This window comes from Nocardia sp. NPDC003999, from assembly GCF_053604885.1.
Map to the genome: position 1 here is coordinate 40,741 of NZ_JBSGIB010000021.1, position 20,640 is coordinate 61,380.

The window sequence follows — 20,640 nt, forward strand, 5'->3', positions numbered from 1 at the left end:
CCTCCTCTCCCTCTCGAAAGACACCTGCCATGGGATTCACGAAACCCGATCTTCCGAACATCGACTACGCCGAATGGAAGACCCGCCCGCGCGGTGAACGGCTGCGCACCGTTGCCGAGCACTGGGTCGAGCACGGCTTCGGCACGCCTCTTGCCGTCTACCTGCTCTACCTCGTCAAATGCGCCTTATACGTCCTCGGCGCGGCCGCGGTGATCTCCCTGACCCCCGGGCTCGGGGCGCTCACCGACATCAGCTCGTGGTGGACCGAACCGATCGTCTACCAGAAACTCGTCGTCTGGACTCTGCTGTTCGAAATACTCGGGCTCGGATGCGGATTCGGACCGCTCACCATGCGGTTCCTGCCGCCACTCGGCGGGCTGCTGTACTTCCTGCGTCCCGGCACCCTGCGGCTGCCGCCATGGCCGGGCAAGGTGCCGTTCACCCGTGGTGACGAGCGCGGGCTCATCGATGTCGCCTTGTACGCGGTCGTCCTCGGATCCGGAATCCAGGCGTTGCTCGCCTCCGGTCGCGGCGTTCCGCCGGTGGACGGCGGCCATGTAGGCCTGCTCGATCCCATGGTCGTCGTCGCTCTGGTCATCGCCCTCTGCGTGCTCGGGCTGCGAGACAAGACGGTGTTTCTGGCCGCACGCCCCGAGCACTACCTGTTGATGCTGCTGATGTTCTTCGTCCCCTTCGCCGACATGGTGATCGGATTCAAGCTGGTCATGCTGGCACTGTGGTGGGGTGCGGCCACGTCCAAGCTCAACCATCACTTCGGGCACGTGGTCGCCGTCATGATGAGCAACAGCCCCGTCATGCGACTCGGATGGCTCGAGCGCAAGATGTACCGCAACCCACCGCAGGACCTGCGGCCGTCACGTATCCCGGCTCTGCTGGCTCACGGCGGCACCGTCGTGGAATACCTGGTTCCCGCCTACCTCGTGTTCGTCGGCCACGGCGGCCCACTGACCTGGGCGGCGATCATCTTCATGGCCGTTTTCCACCTGCACATCATCTCCACCGTCCCGATGGGCGTGCCGCTGGAATGGAACATCTTCTTCATCTTCAGCCTGTTCTACCTGTTCGGACACTACGGCTACATCCACGTCCAGCAGCTTCGATCACCGCTGGTGCTCGCGATGATCCTCTTCTCCGCACTTGTCGTGGTCGTGGGACATATTCGGCCGCAATGGGTTTCGTTCCTGACATCGATGCGCTACTACGCAGGCAACTGGGCCACAAGCGCCTGGTGTTTCCGCGGGGACGCCGAGCTGAAACTCGAGCAGCACGTCACCATGAGCGCCGCGCTGCCGGTCACCCAGCTGACCAAGCTGTACGGCCCCGAGACCGCCGACATCCTCATCCAGACCGGGCTCGGCTGGCGATCGATGCACACCCACGGCCGGGCACTCAACGGCCTCATCGCACGCGCCGTCGACAACCCGGAGGACTACGCCGTCCGCGACGGAGAGATTGTCGCAGGCCCGCTGCTGGGCTGGAACTTCGGTGAAGGGCACTTGCACAACGAACAACTGCTGACAGCGCTGCAGCGGCGCTGCCAGTTCGAGGAGGGCGAGCTTCGCGTCGTCGTCCTCGAATCTCAGCCCATCCACCGGCAACGCCAGGCATACCGCATCATCGATGCCAGAACCGGGGTCATCGAGGAGGGCTACGTACTGGTCGAGGACATGCTTGCCCGCCAGCCATGGCCGGAGCCGGACGATCTGTTCCCGGTTCATCCTCTCCACCACGACGACACCCAGGATCTGCCCTCGGCGCGTGCGCGATGACCACGGCGATCGTGGTCGGCTCCGGCCCGAACGGACTGGCTGCCGCCGTGACACTGGCCCGGCACGGGGTCGACGTCACCGTGCTGGAAGGTGCCGCCACCATCGGCGGCGGCACCCGCTCCGGCGAACTGACCCTCCCCGGTCTGCTGCACGACCACTGCGCCATGGCCCACCCCATGGCCGTCGGCTCACCGTTCTTCGCCGGAATCGACATGGCCCGCTACGGATTGAAATGGGCATGGCCGGAAATCGACTGCGTTCACCCGCTCGACGACGGAACAGCGGCAGTGCTGTATCAATCCGTCGAAGAGACCGCGGCGGGCCTCGGGCCGGACGGGCCGATCTGGCGCCGCCTGTTCGCCGACCCCGCCGCTGGATACGAACTGCTGGCGAAGGACGTCATGCAACCACTCCTACGGATACCGTCACATCCGCTGCGGCTGGCCCGATTCGGCATCCCGACCCTGATCCCCGCCACCGCACTCGGACGGCTGTTCCGGACCGAGCGGGGACGGGCGTTGTTCGCCGGGAACATGGCGCACGGCTGGCAACCACAGCACCGGATCCTGTCCGCGGCGATCGGTCTCGGCATCACCACCGCGGGCCATCGCTACGGGTGGCCAGTCGCGGTGGGCGGCTCACGCGCCATCACCGAAGCCATGGCGGCGGCGCTGAGAGATCTGGGCGGAAAGATCGAGACCGGGTTCTGGGTCGAGTCGCTGGACCGACTGCCGCCGGCCGACCTCGTGATGTTCGATCTTGCCCCGGCCGCTATCGCCGACATCGCCGGTGACCGGCTGCCGTCACGGGTCGCCCGGGCGTACCGGCGCTTCCGGCACGGGCCCGCCGCATACAAGATAAGCCTCGCCATAGCGGGCGGCATTCCCTGGACCAGCCCGCACGCCAGGAAGTCGGGAAGCTTGCACATCTGCGGCAGCGCAGCTGACGTGGTCCGCGCCGAACGCGCTGTGCATCGAGGTCGGCTTTCCGACCGACCGTTCATCATCGTCGGACAGCAGTACCTCGCCGACCCAACACGATCACAAGGAAACATGCACCCGGTCGACATGTATGCCCATGTGCCACAAGGGTATTCGGAGGACATCACCGAAGTAATGCTCGACGCGGTCGAGCGGTTCGCACCGGGGTTCCGAGACCGCATCCTCGCCACCACCGTCGTAGGCCCCATCGACATGCAGGCCTACAATCCCAACTATGTGGCCGGAGACATCCTGACCGGCGACAAGAGCATCCGCCAGCTGGTCTTCGGCGGACCACGCATCACCAGGCGCCCCTATCATGTGGCGAACCGGATGTTCATCTGCTCGGCCGCCGTCCCGCCAGGGCCGGGAGCGCACGGGATGAGCGGATACAACGCCGCGGTCGCGGCCCTGCGAGAATTCGCCGCCCCACCGAGGCATCGATCCGCAGTGCCGCGCGGCGGGAACGGCCCGAACTCCCCCGAACATTGATCGCAGCGCGCGTCGCGTCGACCTGGGCGGCTACTGGGACAAGCAAGGCCCCGACCTGCTCGACCACCGCGATCCCCTGTCGGTCCAGACCCCTGCACCGGTCAACGCGACGCCCACCGAGCAAGCGCACCGAGCTCAGACCCGCCGCATCACCGACACGACCTTGCCGAGCACCACCGCTTCGTCACCGTCGATCACCTCGTAGGCCGGATTGCGCGGCTCGAGATACACATGACCGCTACGCCGCCGGTACACCTTCACCGTCGCTTCTCCCTCGATCATCGCCGCCACGATCTCACCGGAATGCGCCTCGTGCTGCTGTCGCACCACCACGACGTCGCCGTCACAGATCGCCGCGTCGATCATCGAATCACCACGCACCCGCAACCCGAACACCGTGCCACGGCCGACCAACTCGCGCGGCAACGTCATCGTGTCGTCGGCATGCTCCTCGGCCAGGATCGGAGCACCCGCCGCGATATCGCCGACCACCGGCACCGCCACCGAATCCTCCGCCGTCTCCCGCCGCACCGGAGCCCGCAGGAACATCCGCACGTCGATCGGACGCGACACCGTCCGGCCGCGGCGCAGAAAACCACGCTCCTCCAGGCTCTTCAGATGCTTGGACACCGACGACGCCGACCGCAGACCCACCGCGTCACCGATCTCGCGCGTATTCGGCGGATACCCGTACCGCAGAACCCAGTCCCGAATCGTGGCGAGAATCCGCTGCTGGCGCGGCGGCAACGTCGAGGTGTCGAGGTGCTCGAACGCGTCGAGCGGGTCGTATCCGGTCACCCGGGGAATGGTAGAGGCACGGGCCGACACTACGGACCGGCCACCACACCGGGCACGCCGAACAACTCCTGATCGGGTTCGGGAACCCAGCAGGCGGCGGCGGTATCCCGGTTGTAGCTCTCCGCGACATGCTCGATCAAATGCCGCAATCCCGGATGCCGGTCACCCGCCGACCACAGCAGCGCCAGCGGATAGGCCGGAGTGGGATCCACGATCATCAGCCGCCGCACGTTCGGATGCCACGGCGTCTGCCCGCCGTCACCGGCGAAGGTCGCCAACGACGACGAATCCGCGATACGTTCGACGATTCCCGCCATATTCTCCAGCGGACCCCCGGTATCGATCGGAATCCCGCTGAACGCGCTGAGTTCTCGATAGAAATCGGCCCACTCCGACGGCACGGCCGCACCGGGCACCCACACCGGATGCCCCGCGACCTCCCGCAACCCGATCGTCGACCGGCCCGCGAACGGATGGTCCTTACCCACGAGCAGATACAGCGGCTCCAGATACGCCGGAGCCGCGACGATGTCATCGGACAACGCCACCGGGCCGCCGTGCGCGCGGGCCAAGGCCGCGTCGACCAGACCGCTGCGCAGCGCCTCCCGCGACGTCGTGATCATGTTCGACATGACGATCTCGGTCTCACAGCGCGGATGACGCGCGAGATAGAACTCCATCAACTCCGTCGCGGCCATACGCTTACCCAGAACCGCCACCCGCAACGGCCGCACCCGCTCGCGCACGGACCGCACCGCCGCCTCGGCGCCCACGAGCAGTGAACGCGCATGCGGCAACAGCCGAAGACCCGCGGCGGTCGGCGCGCTGCCACCGCGTCCACGCTCGAAAAGCTCCGCACCCAACTGCGATTCGAGTTTCGCGATGCGCTTGGACACCGCCTGCTGGCTGATACCCAGCACAGCGGCGGCGTGACCGAACTGCTCCTCCTCCACCACAGCGACGAACGCCCGCAACGCCGCCAGATCCAGATCCACCATCACCTCCATCGACCAGGCAACCTCCGCCTTGCTCGGCGACCTCACAACGCTTCCGCGCCCGTCCGCTCCGGCGGGCGGACCACCTCCACCTGCGTGAGCGGGCCCGCATAACGCTCGATCTCCACCAAAGTGAGCTGCCCGGCGCACCCTTGGCTGAGCGTCGAGGACGGGCGGTCGGCGATCAGCACGTTCGGATTACCGTGACGGCAGAACGTCGGATCCGCCGGGTCGGGGTCGTACCACGCGCCGGTGGACAGCTGCGCGACACCGGCTCGCACCCCCTCGTCCACGACCAACCCCGCCAGGCAACTACCCCGATCGTTGAACACCCGCACGATGTCACCGGCACACAGACCGCGAGCCTCGGCGTCCGAGGGATGCATCCGGATCGGTTCCCGCCCGGAGATCTTCACCGACTGGCTATAGGCGCCCACGTCCAGCTGACTGTGCAACTTCGTCCGCGGCTGGTTCGCCACCAACTGCACGGGGAACCGCTCCGCCGCCGCGCCACCGAGCCACTCCTCCGGCTCCAGCCACACCGGATGCGGCGGGCAATCGGCGTACCCGAAGCCATCGATCGTCGACGAAAAGATCTCGATCTTCCCGCTGGGCGTGCTCAGCGGGTACCGGTCCGGGTCTGCGCGAAAGTCCGCGGCAAGCACCTGCCGTGGGCCCGGCACCGGAAGCTCGAGGGCCTCGCCGGACCAGAACGCGTCGAAATCCGGAAACTCCTGTCCCGCACGCGACTGCTCTACGCGCCACCCCTCGTACAGATGCCGCAGCCACTCCGCGACCGAACGTCCTTCGGTGAACTCCTTGCCGACCCCGAGCCGATCCGCCATCTCGGCGAAGATCCGATAATCGTCGCGCGCCTCGGCAGGCGGGCGGGTCAGCGCTCGCATCGGAAAGAACGACCGGTCACCTTCCCCCGCGCCGTAGTCATCGCGCTCGATGGACATCGTCGACGGCAACACGATGTCCGCGTGCCGCGCGGTAGCCGTCCAGAACGCATCGTGCACCACCACCGTGTCCGGCCGTTCGAACGCCATTCGCAAACGGGCCAGATCCTGATGGTGATGGAACGGATTGCCGCCACACCAATACACCAACCGCACATCCGGATACACCAGATCCCGACCGTTGTACCGATAGGGCGCACCCGGATTCAGCAGCATGTCCGCGATCCGCGCGACCGGAATGAAGGCATCGACACCGTTGCGCCCCTGCGGAAGTCGCGGCACCGGCCCGCGCGCCGGTTCCCCGACGCCCGCGGCCGATCCGTAACCATGCCCGAACCCGCCGCCGGGAAGGCCGATCTGCCCCAGCATCGCCGCCAGCACCACACCCGCCCACAACGGCTGCTCACCATGTCGCGCCCGCTGCAACGACCAACTCACCGTCACCAGAGTTCGAGCGGCGGCCATCTCGCGCGCCAGCATCCGGATACGCTCCGCCCCCACACCGGTGATCGCCGCGGCCCACTCCGGATCCTTGACGACTCCATCCACCGCGCCACGAAGATACGCCGCGAAACGCTCGAAGCCGACCGTGTACTCACGCAGAAACGTCGTGTCCGCCAAGCCTTCCGCGTCCAGCACCTGAGCCAGCGCAAGCATCATCGCCACGTCGGTGCCAGGCAGCGGCGCGATCCACTCGGCTTCGCTCTCCGGCGGGGTGTCGTCGCGCAACGGACTGATCGACACGAACCGGCAGCCCCGCTCCCGCGCCGCCGTGATCCAGCCCCGCACGTTGTGCCGGGAGACGCCACCAGGCGACACCGCCGCGTTCTTCGGTGACAGACCGCCGAAGGCCACCACGAGTTCGGAGTGCTCGGCCAGTACCGCCTTCGCCGTCGCCTGCTGCGTCAACCAGCCGATGTCGCCGATGACGTGCGGCAGGAAAACCGTCGAAGTGCCCAGACTGTAACTGTTCACGTGCCGGACGTAGCCGCCGAGACAGTTCAGGAAGCGGTGCAATTGACTCTGCGCGTGATGGAACCGCCCCGCACTCGCCCAGCCGTACGAACCGCCATACACCGCCTCCGCCCCATACCGCCGGTACACCCGGCCGAGCTCACCGGCCAGCAGGTCCAACGCCCGCTCCCACGACACCGGAACGAAAGCCTCCGAACCGCGCCGCCCCGGCCCCGGCCCGTTCTCCAGCCAACCCCGGCGGACATACGGCCGATCAATCCGAGTGGGGTGGTGCTGCGCAGAAGCGACGTTCCCGATCAACGGCATCGGCTCCGGATCACCACGCCACGGCCGGACCTCCGTCAGTCGTTCACCGTCGCTGTCCGCCTCGAACGCGCCCCAGTGGGTCAGATGCGTGGTCACCGCCCCACCGTAATCGGCCCCACCGACATCGCGGCGCCGCCCGTCCCCCCACCAACGCCACCTCAGCCGGATTTACGGCGCAGCTCGAAGATCCGGAACACACGGCCGCCGGAGAGCTCGTACTCCATGGCATAACCTGGCCAGAACTCGACCGCCAGATCCCAGAAGGGCTTGCGCTCCACACCGTCGATCTCACGCACCGCGACCAGGAACTGCTCACCCTCGTGCCGGACCGAGGCAGTCTGCGCGGCACGCAGATTCGCCGACCACGCCGGATGTTCGGCACTCCCCCAATTCGAGCCGAGGACGATGAAGTCCGCACCATGCGGCACATACAGCAACGACGTGGTCCGCGGGATCCCCGTCTTCCGACCCGGCACCGTGACCTCGATGGACGGCAACCCCACCAGATCCAGGACACCCCTTCGCCCGTCGCTCACCCGCCGGATCACGCGCTCGAGTCGGAGCACGACCGGCGCCGACCGCATCACCCAGCGCTGCTGAGCGAGCCGTCTCGCCACGCGCGGCAACGGATTAGACACCACTTCAGGACACCTCTCCGTACGACTCGCAGGCTGGCAGGCGCTCTACAACAGATCTAACACCTCGTACCAACATCTATGCACAGTCGGCCTCTCGGTCTTCGATATCCATTGCGAAGTATTGATCTTCGCGATCGCCGCCTGTCTCGTCCTAGGCGGAGTTGTGGCGCATGACTGTTTGGTGGTTACGGAAGTGTTGCGTGGCTTTGAGGTCGATGCATAGTTGAATGCGAATATCTACGTATCAACATGTTATTTGGACTCCGCCACATCGCCCTCCACGCAACTCCGTTCCGCGCAAGTACTCGAAGCGCACCCCTCCCCGACTTTCGAGAAAACGGACAAGCGACCAGTTACCCTGTCCCCCGTGCCGTCCTCCCCCACCCTGGTTCGAGCACCCGAAGGACGACGAGGATCAGCCCCTTTCGGAACAGGAGTTCGATGCGTTCACACCGCCGCCATGTCTCTGCCGCCTTGGTGGCCGTCGCCGCGGTACTGCTCGGAGGCGCCGCCCCAGCAGCCGCCCGCCCCGAGCCGCCCGCCGCGGTCACCCCGATGGGCCCGGATTTCCTCTGGGGCGTCGCCTCGTCGGGATATCAATCGGAAGGCCATGCCCCGGACAGCAACTGGTCCCGCTACGTCGCGTCCGGGAAAACGACCGACCCCTACCGGGATTCGATCGACTTCTACGCGCGCTACCGCTCCGACATCGCCCTTGCGGCCGATCTGGGCGTGAAGGTGTACCGCATCGGCGTCGAGTGGGCACGCCTCCAGCCCGAACCGGGCAAGTGGGACCTCGAGGGGCTGAAGTTCTACGACGATGTCGTCGCCGCGATCACGGCTGCCGGCATGCGTCCCATGATCACCATCGACCACTGGGTCTACCCGGGCTGGGCGGTCGACCGCGGGGGCTGGAACAACCCGGGCCTCGTCGAGGACTGGCTGGCCAACGCACGAGCGGTCGTCGATCGCTACGCCCCGTTCCAGCCGTTGTGGGTGACGTTCAACGAGCCGACCTTCTACCTGCTGAACGAACTGCGCCACGGCGGACTTTCGCCCGCGGCCGCGCCCGCGATGCAAGACCGGATCGCCCAGGCGCACAACAGCATTTACGACTACATCCACCGGGTACAACCGGGCGCCATGGTGACCAGCAATGTCGCCTACATCCCTGGCGGTGAGGATGTGGTGAACAAGCCGCTGGTGGACAGGCTCGACACAAAGCTCGACTACATCGGCATCGACTACTACTACGGCCTCTCCCCCGACAGCCTCACCGCCACGGCGAGTTTCACGGAGTTGTGGAAGAACCCGCTGCAGCCGGAAGGCATCTACTACGCGCTGCAACACTATGCGCGTCAGTTCCCCGGTAAGCCGCTCTACATAGTCGAGAACGGGATGCCCACCGAGAACGGCCTGCCCCGCGCGGACGGATACAGCCGCGCCGACTCACTCCGCGACACCGTCTACTGGCTCCAGCGAGCCAAGGACGACGGCATGAACTTGATAGGTTACAACTATTGGAGTTTGACCGACAATTACGAGTGGGGCTCCTACACACCACGTTTCGGCCTCTACACCGTCGACGTCCTCACCGATCCCGCCCTAACGCGCAAGCCGACGGACGCGGTGGCCGCATACACCGACATCACCCGGACCGGCGGCGTCGCGCCCGGTTACCGGCCGACCCGTGCGCCGAAGGATTGTTCCTTCGTCGACGCGCCCGCCAGCTGTTCCGACCCGGTCACCGTCCCGCGGTGACACTTCGGGGCACACCATCGAGTGGAGGTGGACGATGACCGACGATCCCGTCGCGGTGCTGCGGCGCTGGGCCGATTCCGGCGGAATCTGGCGGGTCACCGGACGCCGGCCCGGTTCGGTCACCGTCGCCCTCTACCAGTGCACGGGCGGAGAGGAGGTCGACCGCCTGGTCTCTTCCGATCCCGAGTTGATCCGCTATCTCGGTGAGCGAACCAGCAGCGAGGACTGAACCGCTCAGCTCACGACCGATCCGGTCGCCCCCGCCCACAGCCGCTCCAGCACGCGCGCGGCCGGTTCCACGGCGGTGATCAGGCCGACCCCCTGCCCCGCGTCGATCGGCGCGACGGCGGGATCGTCAGCGGCGAGCGCCGCGGTGAGAGCGCGCTTGGCCGCCGCGTCCATGGCGAGCTCTTCTTCTCGCCCGGTCCACCGGTCGGTGAACCCGGTGCGCAGCACCCGCGCGGGAAACCTGGCGGGCCAAGGCAATTCCATTCCCACGTCGTACGCGCGGGTGAGCACCGCGTCGTCGCCGCGTGCCTCGATCAGAGCACGACGGCCCGCATCCGACAGCAGCGATTCCGAGGAGGCCGCCAGGCAGGTGCCGAGCCATGCGCCACTGGCCCCGGCGCGCAGCACGGCGGCGAGATCCCCCGGTGCGCCGATGCCGCCCGCCGCGAGCACCGGGACCGTTACCGCGTCCAGCACCTCTTCCAGCAGCGGCAGCAGCGACGCGTTCACGGCGCCGTGCCCACCGCCCTCCACGCCGCGGGCCACGAGGACGCCGACACCGGCGGCTTGCGCACGCCGCGCGTCCTGCCCGCTGTACACCTGAGTGGCCGGGACGATCCCGGCGTCCGCGACTCGGGCGGCCCAGCCCAAGTCTTCCCCGAAGCTCACCGAGATCAGTGCGGGACGCGCCTCGATCGCGACCTCGAGCAGTCGCGGCTCCCCGGCGACCACCCAATCGACCAGGCCGATGCCGAACGGGCCGTCGATGCCACGCAGGTGCGGCAATTCCCGCTGCAGCGCCCGGACCGATCCGGCACTGCCCATCCCGATCATCCCGAGGCCGCCGGCCGCGGTCACCGCCGCGGCGAGCCGTCCGCCCGCCACACCCCCCATCGGCGCATTGACCAGTGGAATGCGCGCACCCATCCGGTGCGCCCATGCGATCGCGTCGTGTGCGGGGAACTGTTCGCCGGGCATCGTCACGAGTTCCATCGCAGCACACCGTGCCATGAACAGTGCCGGGCCGCCCGGTCACCGCGGGTGGTCACCCGCGGTAACCGAGCATGTCCAGCAGTCCGTCGAGCTGGAGTTCGAACAATTCGTCGCGGTCGGCGAAAGTGTTGATGCCGTACATGTCGAAGACGTCCGCGCTCACCGCCCCGAACAGGCCGACCCAGAACGTTACGCCGCGGACGACCAGCCAGTCGGGCACCTCGAGCGGGAACTCGTCGCGGATCACCGCGAAGCTGCCCGCGAGAGGCGCGGAGATCCGCGGCTCCTTACCGGGCGCGGCCAGTCGGCCGGCACGATGGGCCTGAGCGAACAGGGTCAGCAGCGCGGCGATCACCCGGGTGCCCGGCGCGGTGGTCTCGGTGGCGGGTGCGTCGTAGCCGGGAACCGGCGTACCGAACAACAACCCGTAGCGAGCGGGTTCGGCCAGTGCCCAACGCCGCACCGTGCGACCCAGAACCCGCAGCCCGTCGATCGGATCGTCCCCGGCCTCGGCCAGCGCCTCGTCGACCGCGTCGCCGAGGGCGTTGTAGCCGTCCACGACGAGCAGGGTCAGCAGCTCGTCGCGACTGCGGACATACCGGTAGACAGCCGAGGAGACCACGCCGAGGTCACGCGCGACCGCGCGCAGGGACAAGGCGGCGGCGCCTTCGGTCGCCAGGTGTTCGCGCCCGATCCGGACGATGTCGTTCATGGTCTGGGCCCTGGCGCGGGCGCGGGGTGTCGTCGGCATAACAGAAACGATGCGCGCATCCGAGAGCGTTGTCAACTATTGAGAGCATCGCTCTTTAACCGGGGCAGGCGACCACCGGCACCGCTGATCACCGGAGTGATCGGCTGGTTCGAGCCGACTTGCGAACCGTTACTTACCCGGGAGTAGTGTTAGCCGAGTCACTGGCGACACGATCGAGGAGTTCCACATGGACCAGCGGACGACGGATTTCGACGTGCTGATCGTCGGTTCCGGGTTCGGCGGCAGCGTCACCGCGCTTCGACTGGTGGAGAAGGGGTACAAGGTCGGCGTACTGGAGGCGGGCCGGCGCTTCGCCGACGACGAACTGCCCAAGACCAGCTGGGAGCTGAAGAAGTTCCTCTGGGCGCCCGCACTCGGCTGCTACGGAATCCAGCGCATCCATCCGCTGCGCAACGTCCTCATCCTCGGCGGCGCTGGCGTCGGGGGTGGATCGCTGAATTACGCGAACACTTTGTACGTGCCGCCGGAGCCGTTCTTCCGCGACCCGCAGTGGCGTGACATCACCGACTGGCGCGACGAACTCACCCCGTACTACGAGCGGGCGCAGCAGATGCTCGGCGTGGTGCGGAACCCGCACATGACGCCCGCCGACGAGGTCTTCAAGGCCGTCGCCGACGACATGGGTGTCGGCGACACCTTCGTGCAGACGCCGGTCGGCGTGTTCTTCGGCGAGCCGGGCAAGACCGTGCCCGACCCCTACTTCGGCGGCGTCGGGCCGGAGCGCACCGGGTGCGTCGAATGCGGCGACTGCATGGTGGGCTGCAAGTACGGCGCGAAGAACACGCTCGTGAAGAACTACCTGTACCTGGCCGAGCAGGCGGGCGCCGAAGTCATCCCGATGACGACGGTCACCGAACTGCGTCCGCACCCGGACGGCACGTGGGACGTGTCCACCGCTCGTACCGGCGCCTGGATTCGCAAGCAACCTCGCACGCTCACCGCCGCGCACGTCGTGCTCGCGGCGGGCACGCGCGGTACCCAGAAATTGCTGTTCGCCATGCGCGACAAGGGTGTGCTGCCGAACCTGTCCGATCGGCTCGGCGTGCTCACGCGCACCAACTCGGAGTCGATCGTCGGCGCCGCGACCAAGCAGGTGCGCCCCGGCACCGACTTCACCAAGGGCGTCGCGATCACCTCGTCCATTCATCCCACTCCCGACACGCACATAGAGCCGGTCCGCTACGGCAAGGGCTCCAACTCGATGGGGCTGCTGCAGACGCTCATGGTCGACGGCGGTGGCCGGATCCCGCGCTGGCTGCGCTTCCTCGGCCTGGTGCTGCGGCACCCGATGAACCTGCTCAGCTTCTTGAGCACGAAGAACTGGAGTGAGCGGACCATCATCTCGCTGGTCATGCAGCACTTGGACAATTCGATCACCACCTACACCAAACGCGGCCTGTTCGGCCGCAAGCTGACCAGCAAACAGGGCCACGGCGAACCCAATCCGACCTGGATTCCGGTGGGCAACGACGTCACCAGGCGGGTCGCGGAGAAGATCGGCGGCATCGCGGGCGGTAGCTGGGGGGAGATCTTCAACATCCCGCTCACGGCCCATTTCCTGGGCGGCGCGGCGATCGGGGCCGATGCCGAGCACGGTGTGATCGACGGCTACCACCGCGTGTACGGCTACCCGACGCTCAGCGTCGTCGACGGGGCGGCGGTCTCGGCGAACCTGGGCGTCAACCCGTCGCTGACGATCACCGCGCAGGCCGAGCGGGCGGCGGCGTACTGGCCGAACAAGGGCGAGGTGGACGCCCGCCCACCGGTGGGCACGGGATACCGGCGTATCGCTCCCATCGCACCGGTGAATCCGGCGGTTCCGGCGACTTCGCCCGCGGCGCTGGTGCTTCCGATCGTGGAGATCCGGGAGACGCCCGCCGCCGGATAGCTCCGCCGCCGGTCTGATCTGCCGGGATTCGACGGCGGCGGGCGAGTGCGGGGCCCGTCGCCGCGAAAACCCGAACCGACCGCGCAGCAATCTCGCCTCAACTAGCCTTTATCTGGTCTTTTGTCGCTGCGACAGCCAGGAGGCGATCCGTGAGCACACTGCGGCGCATGTTGCTCGGCCCCGTGGCGATGGCGACGGTCCTCATCCTCGCGATAGCGGGGTGCGGCGGCGACGGAGCGGACTCCACGCGAGCGGGAGCACCGTCCAGTTCCGCGGTGCTGCCCAACCGGATCGCCGGTGTGCCGATACCGGACGGCCGGATCGACGATGCCCTGGGCGAGCTGGACCGGCTCGCGGAAGACCTGTTCGCCTCCTCCGGGGTTCCCGGCATGGCGGTCGCCGTCGTTCACGGCGGAAAGGTCGTATACAGCAAGGGATTCGGCGTTCGCAACGTCGTCACCGACGAGAAGGTCGACCCGGATACGGTCTTCCAGCTGGCGTCGTTGTCCAAGCCGGTCGGGGCCACGGTCGTCGCCCGCCGGATCGCCGCGGGAGGCGTCGAATGGGACACTCCGGTGCACCGGCTGCTGCCGTCCTTCGCCCTCGCCGATCCCTACGTCACCGAGCACGTCACGATCGGGGATCTGTACGCGCATCGCTCCGGACTGCCCGATCACGCGGGCGACCTGCTGGAGGATCTCGGCTACGACCGCGGTCAAATTCTCGACCGGCTTCGGCTGTTGCCGCTGGGCACGTTCCGCGATTCCTACGAGTACACCAATTTCGGGCTGACCGCGGCCGCCGTCGCCGTGGCCACCGCGGCGGGAACCGATTGGGAGACGTTGTCCGCACAGACCATCTACGGTCCCCTCGGCATGAATTCGACCAGTTCCCGCTACACCGACTTCGTGTCCCGCGCGAACCGCGCGGAGGGGCACGTGCTGATCGAGGGGAAGTACGAGCCGGCGAACCCACAGCGCCAACCGGACGCGCAGTCCCCGGCGGGCGGCGTCAGCTCCTCGGTGACCGACATGGCCAAATGGATGACGATGGTGCTCGCCGACGGCTCCGCCGGAGGCTCGGTCCTGGTGCCATCGGAGGATCTGCTGCCCGCAATCTCTCCGCAAGCCGTGTCGGCGCCACCGAAAACGCCGGACGCGCGGGCCGGGTTCTACGGATTCGGCTTCAATGTGAGTGATTCCGCCGCGGGCCGCGTCGTGCTCGGTCACTCGGGAGCGTTCGGCCTCGGCGCGGCCACCGCGTTCACCCTGATCCCCTCGGCCGACGTCGGCATCGTGACGCTCACCAACGCGGCCCCGATCGGCGTGCCGGAGACGCTGAACGCGGAGTTCGCCGACCTGGTGCAGTTCGGGGAGGTCCAGCAGGACTGGCGCACTCTGTATCGAACGGCGTTCCAGCCGCTCGGAGCACCGGCCGGGGCGCTGGCGGGCAAACAGCCGCCCGCCGACCCCGCACCCGCGCGACCGGCGGCGGCATACGCGGGTACCTACGACAACGCCTACTACGGACCGGCGACGATCAGCGCCACCGATCAATTCCTCACGCTCACCCTGGGCCCGAACAACATGACCTTCCCCTTGAAGCACTGGAACGGCGACACTTTCGTCTTCACGCCTCCCGGCGAGAACGCCCCGCACGGATCGGTCTCCCAGGCGAGGTTCGACGGCAACAAACTCACCCTCGAGTACTACGACACCGAACACCTCGGCGTGTTCACCCGACGGTGACGGTCGCGCCCACCCCGACCGCGACCCCGGGCTCCGGCGCACGGCCCGCAGCCGGTCGCGGACGCCGTCCATCCGTTTCCCGGGGGTTTGCCGACCACCGTTGCGGGAAGTCGCTGAATGCAGGAGAGGAGGCAGCGATGACCGAACCGAACGAGACATACGACCCGCCGCAGGACACCGGCGCGCCCGACGCGGTCGAGACCGATGCGGCGGCCCTCAGCAGCGCCGAGGATCTGGACGAGGATCGGCTGCGTTCCGACCCGCTCGAGGCCGGAATGGACCCACCGGAGCACTGGAGCGGCGTCACGAAGTACGGCGTGACGCAGTGGGAGCAATCTCATCCTCGACCGCTCGGCGACCGGCTCGCCGAAGAGGAGCCCGACACCGATGCCGGAGTCCTGGAGACCCAGGCCACCGGCACCGAGGACGACCGAAAGCTCCAGGACATCACCGACGACCGCGACCAGGTACTCGCCGCGCACCGCTACGAGGAGGAAATCGGTGTGGCGGCCGATGTCGCGGGCGGTTCGGTGGCCGATGACATCCGGCACCCGGCCCCGCCCGAATGAACTGGAGCATGCCCGCCTGATCGGTACCGCCGTGGCCCGGCCCGCCACCCGGATAAGACATCCGCCGCATATGGCGCGATCGCTTCCGGCGCGGCAGGACCGGGCGCGGATGGAGTTCTACTCGTCCGGGAGCAACACCAGACAGAACGTATGCCCCACCGGGTCGGCATAAACACGGAAGGCTCCATCGGTTTCGTCCTGCACGAGTGTCGCGCCCAACGCGAGCACAGCGGGCTCGGCTTGCTCGATATCGTCCACCAGGACGTCGAAATGTACTTGCTGTGACCCCTCGGGATCCGGGAAGCGCGGGGGCTGGTAGTCGGGCGCCGTTTGGAACGCGATGCGCCGACCTGATGCCTCGACCAGCACCACCCAGTCGTCGTCATCGTCCTCGAGCAGATCTCCCCCGAGCAACTCTTGATAGAACCTGGCGAGTTTGCGCGGCTGAGGGCAATCCAGCACGACGCTGCGCAACTGTCCGACCCCATTGTTCGATGCCATATTCCGACCTCCAGACCTATGCCATTCGTCGTTGCCTACCCGCGCCGCTCGGCGGCAAACGCGGGCGGTACATCCGAGCCCCGCGCCCGTCGCCGCTGCGACGGATCACACGGGCCGAAGGCAGGCCGGGCCGAACGCAAACGGCCCGCCCGGCGCTACGAAACACGCCGGACGGGCCGCTTCCCCGTTCGCCATGCGACGCCGCCACGTCACACAGCTTGATCATGGTAAGCGCCCACGCCTGGCATATCCGGCAGCCACGCCGGATCATCCGATGTCCGATCGATGCGGCACCGTCGTGCACGCAGGTCATTCGCCGTGCGAGGCTCGCCAGAGCGTGTGTTCGCGGCTGATCGCTTCCTCGGCATCGGATACGGCGTCGGCCCAAGCGGCTTCGGTGTCGTTCTGTTCCAAGACCTCGGCGACGATGCTCAATTCATTCGAGGCGACGGCATAGGCGGCGGCGCCGGTACTGTGCTGACGGGCCGACGACCAGGCGGCCAAGCCCGCCACCCCCGCCGCGAAAATGCCTGCGAGATCGAAGTTCACCGCGTTGAACGCCTTCGCCAGCGCTCCCGCGACACCCGCGACCTCGAAAACGAGTGCCAGCGTGCCGAACAACTGAGACCTGCGCTGGTGGTATCCGGATTTTCCCGCGTACCACCGTTGCTGTTCCCGGATGCGGTCGTTCAAGTAGACGCGGCGCCGTTCGTCGAACGGTGCGGAGCGCAGCCGCCGCATGCGATCGGTGATGGCCGGGGCGGTGGTCGGCCGCAACGCCAGCGCCGAGATATCCTGACGCAGCAGCATGAGTCGCTCGATCAACATCCGATCGGCCTCGCCCGGAGACAGCGTCCCGACGAACGGCGCACCCTGTACCGCGTACTTCCAGGTCAAGGTCTTCACCGATTCGGCGAGCGCGCGACCCTCGTACCAGGACTTACCCGGACGTCCGCGCAGAACGCCCACATCGACCGCGAGGATTCCGACGAAGGCCATCGCCGTGAGGATGGCCGCGATATCGGTGCCCGAAGCGCCGACGCGTATGGTGAATGCCGCGCACGCCGCCGCCACCACGGCCAGCCAAAGCCGAGCTCCGTAGGCGCGAAGATAGAACTTCTGGCCGTACAGCGACGCCGTGTCCGCGGACTGGAACAGCCCGGGGTAGTCGTCAGCCTGCCGCACGGGCCGCGGGACGCGTTCGAACCGACATGGCCGAAGCGTAACAGGCGACAGGTCCGTATCGAATCCTTTTGCGCTGCTTTAGAATTACGAGTCGACCATCGCCGATCGCCATTCCCGACCACGCATTCGCGACATCAACCACGGACTTGCAGATCCGCCATCAGATACCGGGTGGCGGCCCGATGACCGTCGGTCACGGCGATCCGGGCCGTCCGCGGGGTGGTGCCGGAATTCGGTGAGCGGCTGTCCATTCGCGACCAGTGATAGAGCACTTGCGCTTTCAGGAACGCCCGGTCACTCCGCTTGTCGCAGAGGAAGATGACTTCGGCAATGGGAAAGCGGTCGATCACACGTTGCAACTCGAATCGTGTTCCCGCGTTCGCCGGCACGTATCCGGCGAGGTCGAGCACGACGTAGTCGACCCGGGACAGCAGTGTGTCCACCGCCGCCTGCCAGAAGCTGGCGTGGCAGAGGATCGAGCGAACGGGATAGCTGCCCGCGGGGTCGCGGACCTTGACCGCCAGATCGGTCACCCCGAGCAGCCGCCTGCGTCCGGGTGGAAACGGTACGTCCGAGTGTTTCGCCAGTTCTTCGCGCAACATGCGCGGTGACGCCACGAACATGGTGCGGAAGGCATTGCGCCTGCGCACGTCTCGCACCTCCTCCGGACTCACCGACGCGGCGCTGCGCAGGAGATGCACATACCCGAACTCGCGCCACGCGCCGCGCAGGAATTCCCGGGCGCGCGCCCGATTGTCGAACAGGCGCAGATAGGCGATCTGTACCGGCTTCGCGCCGATCACATTCGACCGCGGCGAGACCTCGCGAAGGTCTCCCCCGCCCCGCGGCGGGGTGGTGAACCGCACGGTGAGCGCCGGAATCTCGCTCGCGCGAGACCAAGTCGGGTCCGGGCCGATCGGGCTGATCCTGGCGCTGTAGGCGGGGTCTTTCGACCACTTCTCGACCGTCCGGCTCGCATTCCAACGCCGCCACCGCAGCGCGACCGATGCCAGCAATACCGCCGCCGACAGGACCATCAGGCCGAGGACGGCAGGCTCCAGTTCCGGCGCCGGACGTTGCGTTCCGTCGGGTTCCTCCACGGTCACCCCGTAGACCAGGACCAAGACGAACAGCGCGACCGGCACCACGCCCCAGAGCAACCGTCGGCTCGCGGCCGCGCCGTGACTTCGGACCTCCTGCACCGTGGCCATGTGCGTGTCCAGCGGCGGCACCAGCATGGCGATCTGATCGGGATCACGGTCCACGCGTCGCCGCAGCGATCGCGCCCGCAACCCCTGCGATGCGTCGGTGACGGCCTCCGCACCGGCGGCGAACGCCCCCACCCCCAGCACGGCCAGCGGAAACAGCACCAGCTGCCGCCACGTCGACAGGTCCACCGCGGGCACCCAGGCCGCCAGCAGCTGCGGCCCGCGAGCCCAGACCACGACAACAGCCGCCACGGCCGCCACGAATCGAACGGCGTTTCCAGCCGCCGACCGCAGCGACGCGGTCTCCTCGCCCCGGACGCGAGCGTACAACTCGCCGCCGCTCATTCCGCTGACCACCGCTGGCGTACCGTCCCGCCCCTGTGCCGACGAACATCCGTATACCGATGGCTGCGCCTGTCGCGCCGGCGATATCGCCGGGCATGTCAGCCGCTTTCACCGGCGAGCACCAGTATGGACCCGAGCCGGTGAAGACACATTCGTTATCGGCCGGGCCTATATGACGCGGACCGGCGCGGATTTCGGGAAGACGACCGGCAAGGCCATCAGTGCCCGGTGGAACGGTCCCGGCCGCCATTGCAGTTCGGCCTTGCCCAACTGGATTTCCGGCAGAGCGTCGAACAGCTGGTCGATGGCGTTCTGCACCGTCATGTAGGCGACGGATTTCGCCGGGCACGCGTGCGGACCCGCACTCCACGCCAGATGGGAACGATTGCCGATACGACTGCCACCTGGCTCGTCGGTCCCACGGATCTGAGGATCGTTGTTGCACCCGGCGAGGCTGATGACCACCGGCTGGTCCGCGGGCAACCAGACCCCGTCGACCATGATCGGCTGCCGCGGGTATGTCGTGCAGAAGTTCGCCATCGGCGGATCGTTGAACAAGACCTCGTCGAGCGCGTCGGTGGTGGACAGGTTCCGTCCGAGGACGTCACCGAAGCGGAACCGGTCGTCGGTGATCATCAGCAGCACGGCGTTGGTGATCAGATTGCGCTGCGCCTCGAATCCGGCCCCGTAGAAGCTCATCAGCTGGGCGAAGATCTCGATGTCGTCGAGTTCGGTCGAGTGGTGCGCCAGCCGCGAGGTGACGTCGTCGCCGGGATGTTGGCGCTTGAGCCGGATCAGCTGCATCAGCGCATCCTTGAGCATCTTCATGCCCTCGGGCCCCCGCACCGTGTCGAAGCGCGCGGCCATACCGGTGGCGACTCGCTCGCCGATCTCGGCCGGGCAGCCGACCATCTGGTTGAGGACTTCCAGGACCAGCGGAAACGCGTACTGGGTGACCAGATCGGCGGATCCGTCCGCGCAGAACGCATTGATCAACGGGACGGCGATCTGTTCGACCGTGGTAGGCACGTCGAACAAATCGATCCCGTCGATGGCGTCGACGGAAGCATGCCGGTAGCGATCATGGGCGAGTCCGGTGTTGTACCGTGCCGCCGGATACCACTCCATCATCGGCCGCACCGGAGAATCGTCGGGAATGGTCTTCTGCCAGGTGCGCGGATCGGCCGGGAAATGGTCGGGATCGCTGAGGATGCGCACCGCGGTCTGGTAGCCGATCACCAGGGTGGCAGGAACGCCGGGCGCCAGCTCGATCGGAACCAGCGAGCCGTGCTTGCTCCGCATCTCGCGGTAGGCATGGTGCGGGTCGGTGACGAACTCTTTCGTATACATCTGGACGCGCGGGGCGTCCGCTTCCGTCAAGGGTCCGTGCTGGACGGGGCACGCTCCGGTTCCAGTGGTGTGCGGCGCGGCCATCGGGGACTGTGGTGTGGTCAAGAACGTGACTCCAGGTAATGGAACTGCAATTCGACGAAAGTGATCTGTGAG

At 67.3% G+C, this 20,640-nt stretch carries 17 protein-coding genes; 7 read left to right on the forward strand and 10 right to left on the reverse strand.

Annotated features, from left to right (window positions below; translation table 11 throughout):
- The first annotated feature begins 29 nt into the window (after positions 1 to 29).
- Positions 30 to 1,790 carry a DUF3556 domain-containing protein gene (locus tag ACWESM_RS29865; RefSeq protein ID WP_452494591.1) on the forward strand — a complete coding sequence of 587 codons (1,761 nt, stop codon included), beginning with the start codon at positions 30 to 32 and terminating at the stop codon, positions 1,788 to 1,790.
- Positions 1,787 to 3,262 carry a phytoene desaturase family protein gene (locus tag ACWESM_RS29870; RefSeq protein ID WP_397277976.1) on the forward strand — a complete coding sequence of 492 codons (1,476 nt, stop codon included), beginning with the start codon at positions 1,787 to 1,789 and terminating at the stop codon, positions 3,260 to 3,262. Before ACWESM_RS29865 ends, ACWESM_RS29870 begins: the two co-directional genes overlap by 4 nt.
- Positions 3,263 to 3,397: 135 nt before the next feature.
- Here the strand turns inward: ACWESM_RS29870 and lexA are convergent, their stop codons facing one another.
- The 4 genes from lexA to ACWESM_RS29890 all read right to left on the reverse strand — a co-directional run bounded on the left by lexA (position 3,398) and on the right by ACWESM_RS29890 (position 7,915).
- Positions 3,398 to 4,060 carry a transcriptional repressor LexA gene (gene lexA, locus ACWESM_RS29875; RefSeq protein WP_364426574.1) on the reverse strand — a complete coding sequence of 221 codons (663 nt, stop codon included), beginning with the start codon at positions 4,058 to 4,060 and terminating at the stop codon, positions 3,398 to 3,400.
- A gap of 29 nt (positions 4,061 to 4,089) precedes the next feature.
- Positions 4,090 to 5,103: a LysR family transcriptional regulator gene (locus ACWESM_RS29880; protein WP_452494593.1), complete on the reverse strand. Its 1,014-nt coding sequence runs from the start codon at positions 5,101 to 5,103 to the stop codon at positions 4,090 to 4,092.
- The gene (locus ACWESM_RS29885; protein ID WP_452494595.1) at positions 5,100 to 7,394 is read right to left on the reverse strand and encodes a molybdopterin guanine dinucleotide-containing S/N-oxide reductase; all 2,295 of its coding nucleotides are present in this window, start codon (positions 7,392 to 7,394) and stop codon (positions 5,100 to 5,102) included. The genes ACWESM_RS29880 and ACWESM_RS29885 overlap by 4 nt, the downstream gene beginning before the upstream one ends.
- 62 nt (positions 7,395 to 7,456) lie before the next feature.
- On the reverse strand, positions 7,457 to 7,915 hold the full coding sequence (locus tag ACWESM_RS29890; protein ID WP_452494597.1) for a nitroreductase family deazaflavin-dependent oxidoreductase: 459 nt from the start codon (positions 7,913 to 7,915) through the stop codon (positions 7,457 to 7,459).
- Between the two features lie 462 nt (positions 7,916 to 8,377).
- Here ACWESM_RS29890 and ACWESM_RS29895 point away from each other — a divergent pair, with 462 nt between their 5' ends.
- Both ACWESM_RS29895 and ACWESM_RS29900 read left to right on the forward strand, forming a co-directional pair.
- Positions 8,378 to 9,697 carry a family 1 glycosylhydrolase gene (locus tag ACWESM_RS29895; RefSeq protein ID WP_364426586.1) on the forward strand — a complete coding sequence of 440 codons (1,320 nt, stop codon included), beginning with the start codon at positions 8,378 to 8,380 and terminating at the stop codon, positions 9,695 to 9,697.
- A 34-nt stretch (positions 9,698 to 9,731) separates the two neighbouring features.
- Positions 9,732 to 9,926 (forward strand): hypothetical protein, encoded by a 195-nt coding sequence (locus ACWESM_RS29900; RefSeq protein WP_355074114.1) that lies wholly within the window; start codon positions 9,732 to 9,734, stop codon positions 9,924 to 9,926.
- Positions 9,927 to 9,931: 5 nt separating this feature from the next.
- Here the strand turns inward: ACWESM_RS29900 and ACWESM_RS29905 are convergent, their stop codons facing one another.
- Both ACWESM_RS29905 and ACWESM_RS29910 read right to left on the reverse strand, forming a co-directional pair.
- Positions 9,932 to 10,918: an NAD(P)H-dependent flavin oxidoreductase gene (locus ACWESM_RS29905; protein WP_397277984.1), complete on the reverse strand. Its 987-nt coding sequence runs from the start codon at positions 10,916 to 10,918 to the stop codon at positions 9,932 to 9,934.
- A gap of 52 nt (positions 10,919 to 10,970) precedes the next feature.
- Positions 10,971 to 11,669: a TetR/AcrR family transcriptional regulator gene (locus ACWESM_RS29910; protein WP_452494600.1), complete on the reverse strand. Its 699-nt coding sequence runs from the start codon at positions 11,667 to 11,669 to the stop codon at positions 10,971 to 10,973.
- Positions 11,670 to 11,856: 187 nt separating this feature from the next.
- Between ACWESM_RS29910 and ACWESM_RS29915 the strand changes: the two genes are divergently transcribed.
- From ACWESM_RS29915 to ACWESM_RS29925, 3 genes are all read left to right on the forward strand, one after another.
- Entirely contained in the window at positions 11,857 to 13,578 is a 1,722-nt protein-coding gene (locus ACWESM_RS29915; protein WP_397277988.1) for a GMC oxidoreductase, read from the forward strand.
- A 167-nt stretch (positions 13,579 to 13,745) separates the two neighbouring features.
- Positions 13,746 to 15,326 carry a serine hydrolase gene (locus ACWESM_RS29920; protein WP_452494669.1) on the forward strand — a complete coding sequence of 527 codons (1,581 nt, stop codon included), beginning with the start codon at positions 13,746 to 13,748 and terminating at the stop codon, positions 15,324 to 15,326.
- A gap of 137 nt (positions 15,327 to 15,463) precedes the next feature.
- Positions 15,464 to 15,895, forward strand: a complete 432-nt coding sequence (locus ACWESM_RS29925; protein ID WP_364426599.1) for a hypothetical protein — start codon at positions 15,464 to 15,466, stop codon at positions 15,893 to 15,895.
- Between the two features lie 117 nt (positions 15,896 to 16,012).
- On the opposite strand, the gene ACWESM_RS29930 is transcribed toward ACWESM_RS29925, so the two are convergent.
- The 4 genes from ACWESM_RS29930 to ACWESM_RS29945 all read right to left on the reverse strand — a co-directional run bounded on the left by ACWESM_RS29930 (position 16,013) and on the right by ACWESM_RS29945 (position 20,568).
- Positions 16,013 to 16,396: a VOC family protein gene (locus tag ACWESM_RS29930; protein ID WP_355074122.1), complete on the reverse strand. Its 384-nt coding sequence runs from the start codon at positions 16,394 to 16,396 to the stop codon at positions 16,013 to 16,015.
- 309 nt (positions 16,397 to 16,705) lie between these two features.
- Entirely contained in the window at positions 16,706 to 17,581 is an 876-nt protein-coding gene (locus ACWESM_RS29935) for a DUF4231 domain-containing protein (RefSeq protein WP_364426605.1), read from the reverse strand.
- 134 nt (positions 17,582 to 17,715) lie between these two features.
- Complete coding sequence (locus ACWESM_RS29940; protein ID WP_452494604.1) at positions 17,716 to 19,134, reverse strand: hypothetical protein; 1,419 nt, start codon at positions 19,132 to 19,134, stop codon at positions 17,716 to 17,718.
- A gap of 168 nt (positions 19,135 to 19,302) precedes the next feature.
- A complete protein-coding gene (locus ACWESM_RS29945) occupies positions 19,303 to 20,568 on the reverse strand; it encodes a cytochrome P450 family protein (RefSeq protein WP_355074441.1) in 1,266 nt (421 codons plus the stop codon).
- Between the last annotated feature and the right edge of the window lie 72 nt (positions 20,569 to 20,640).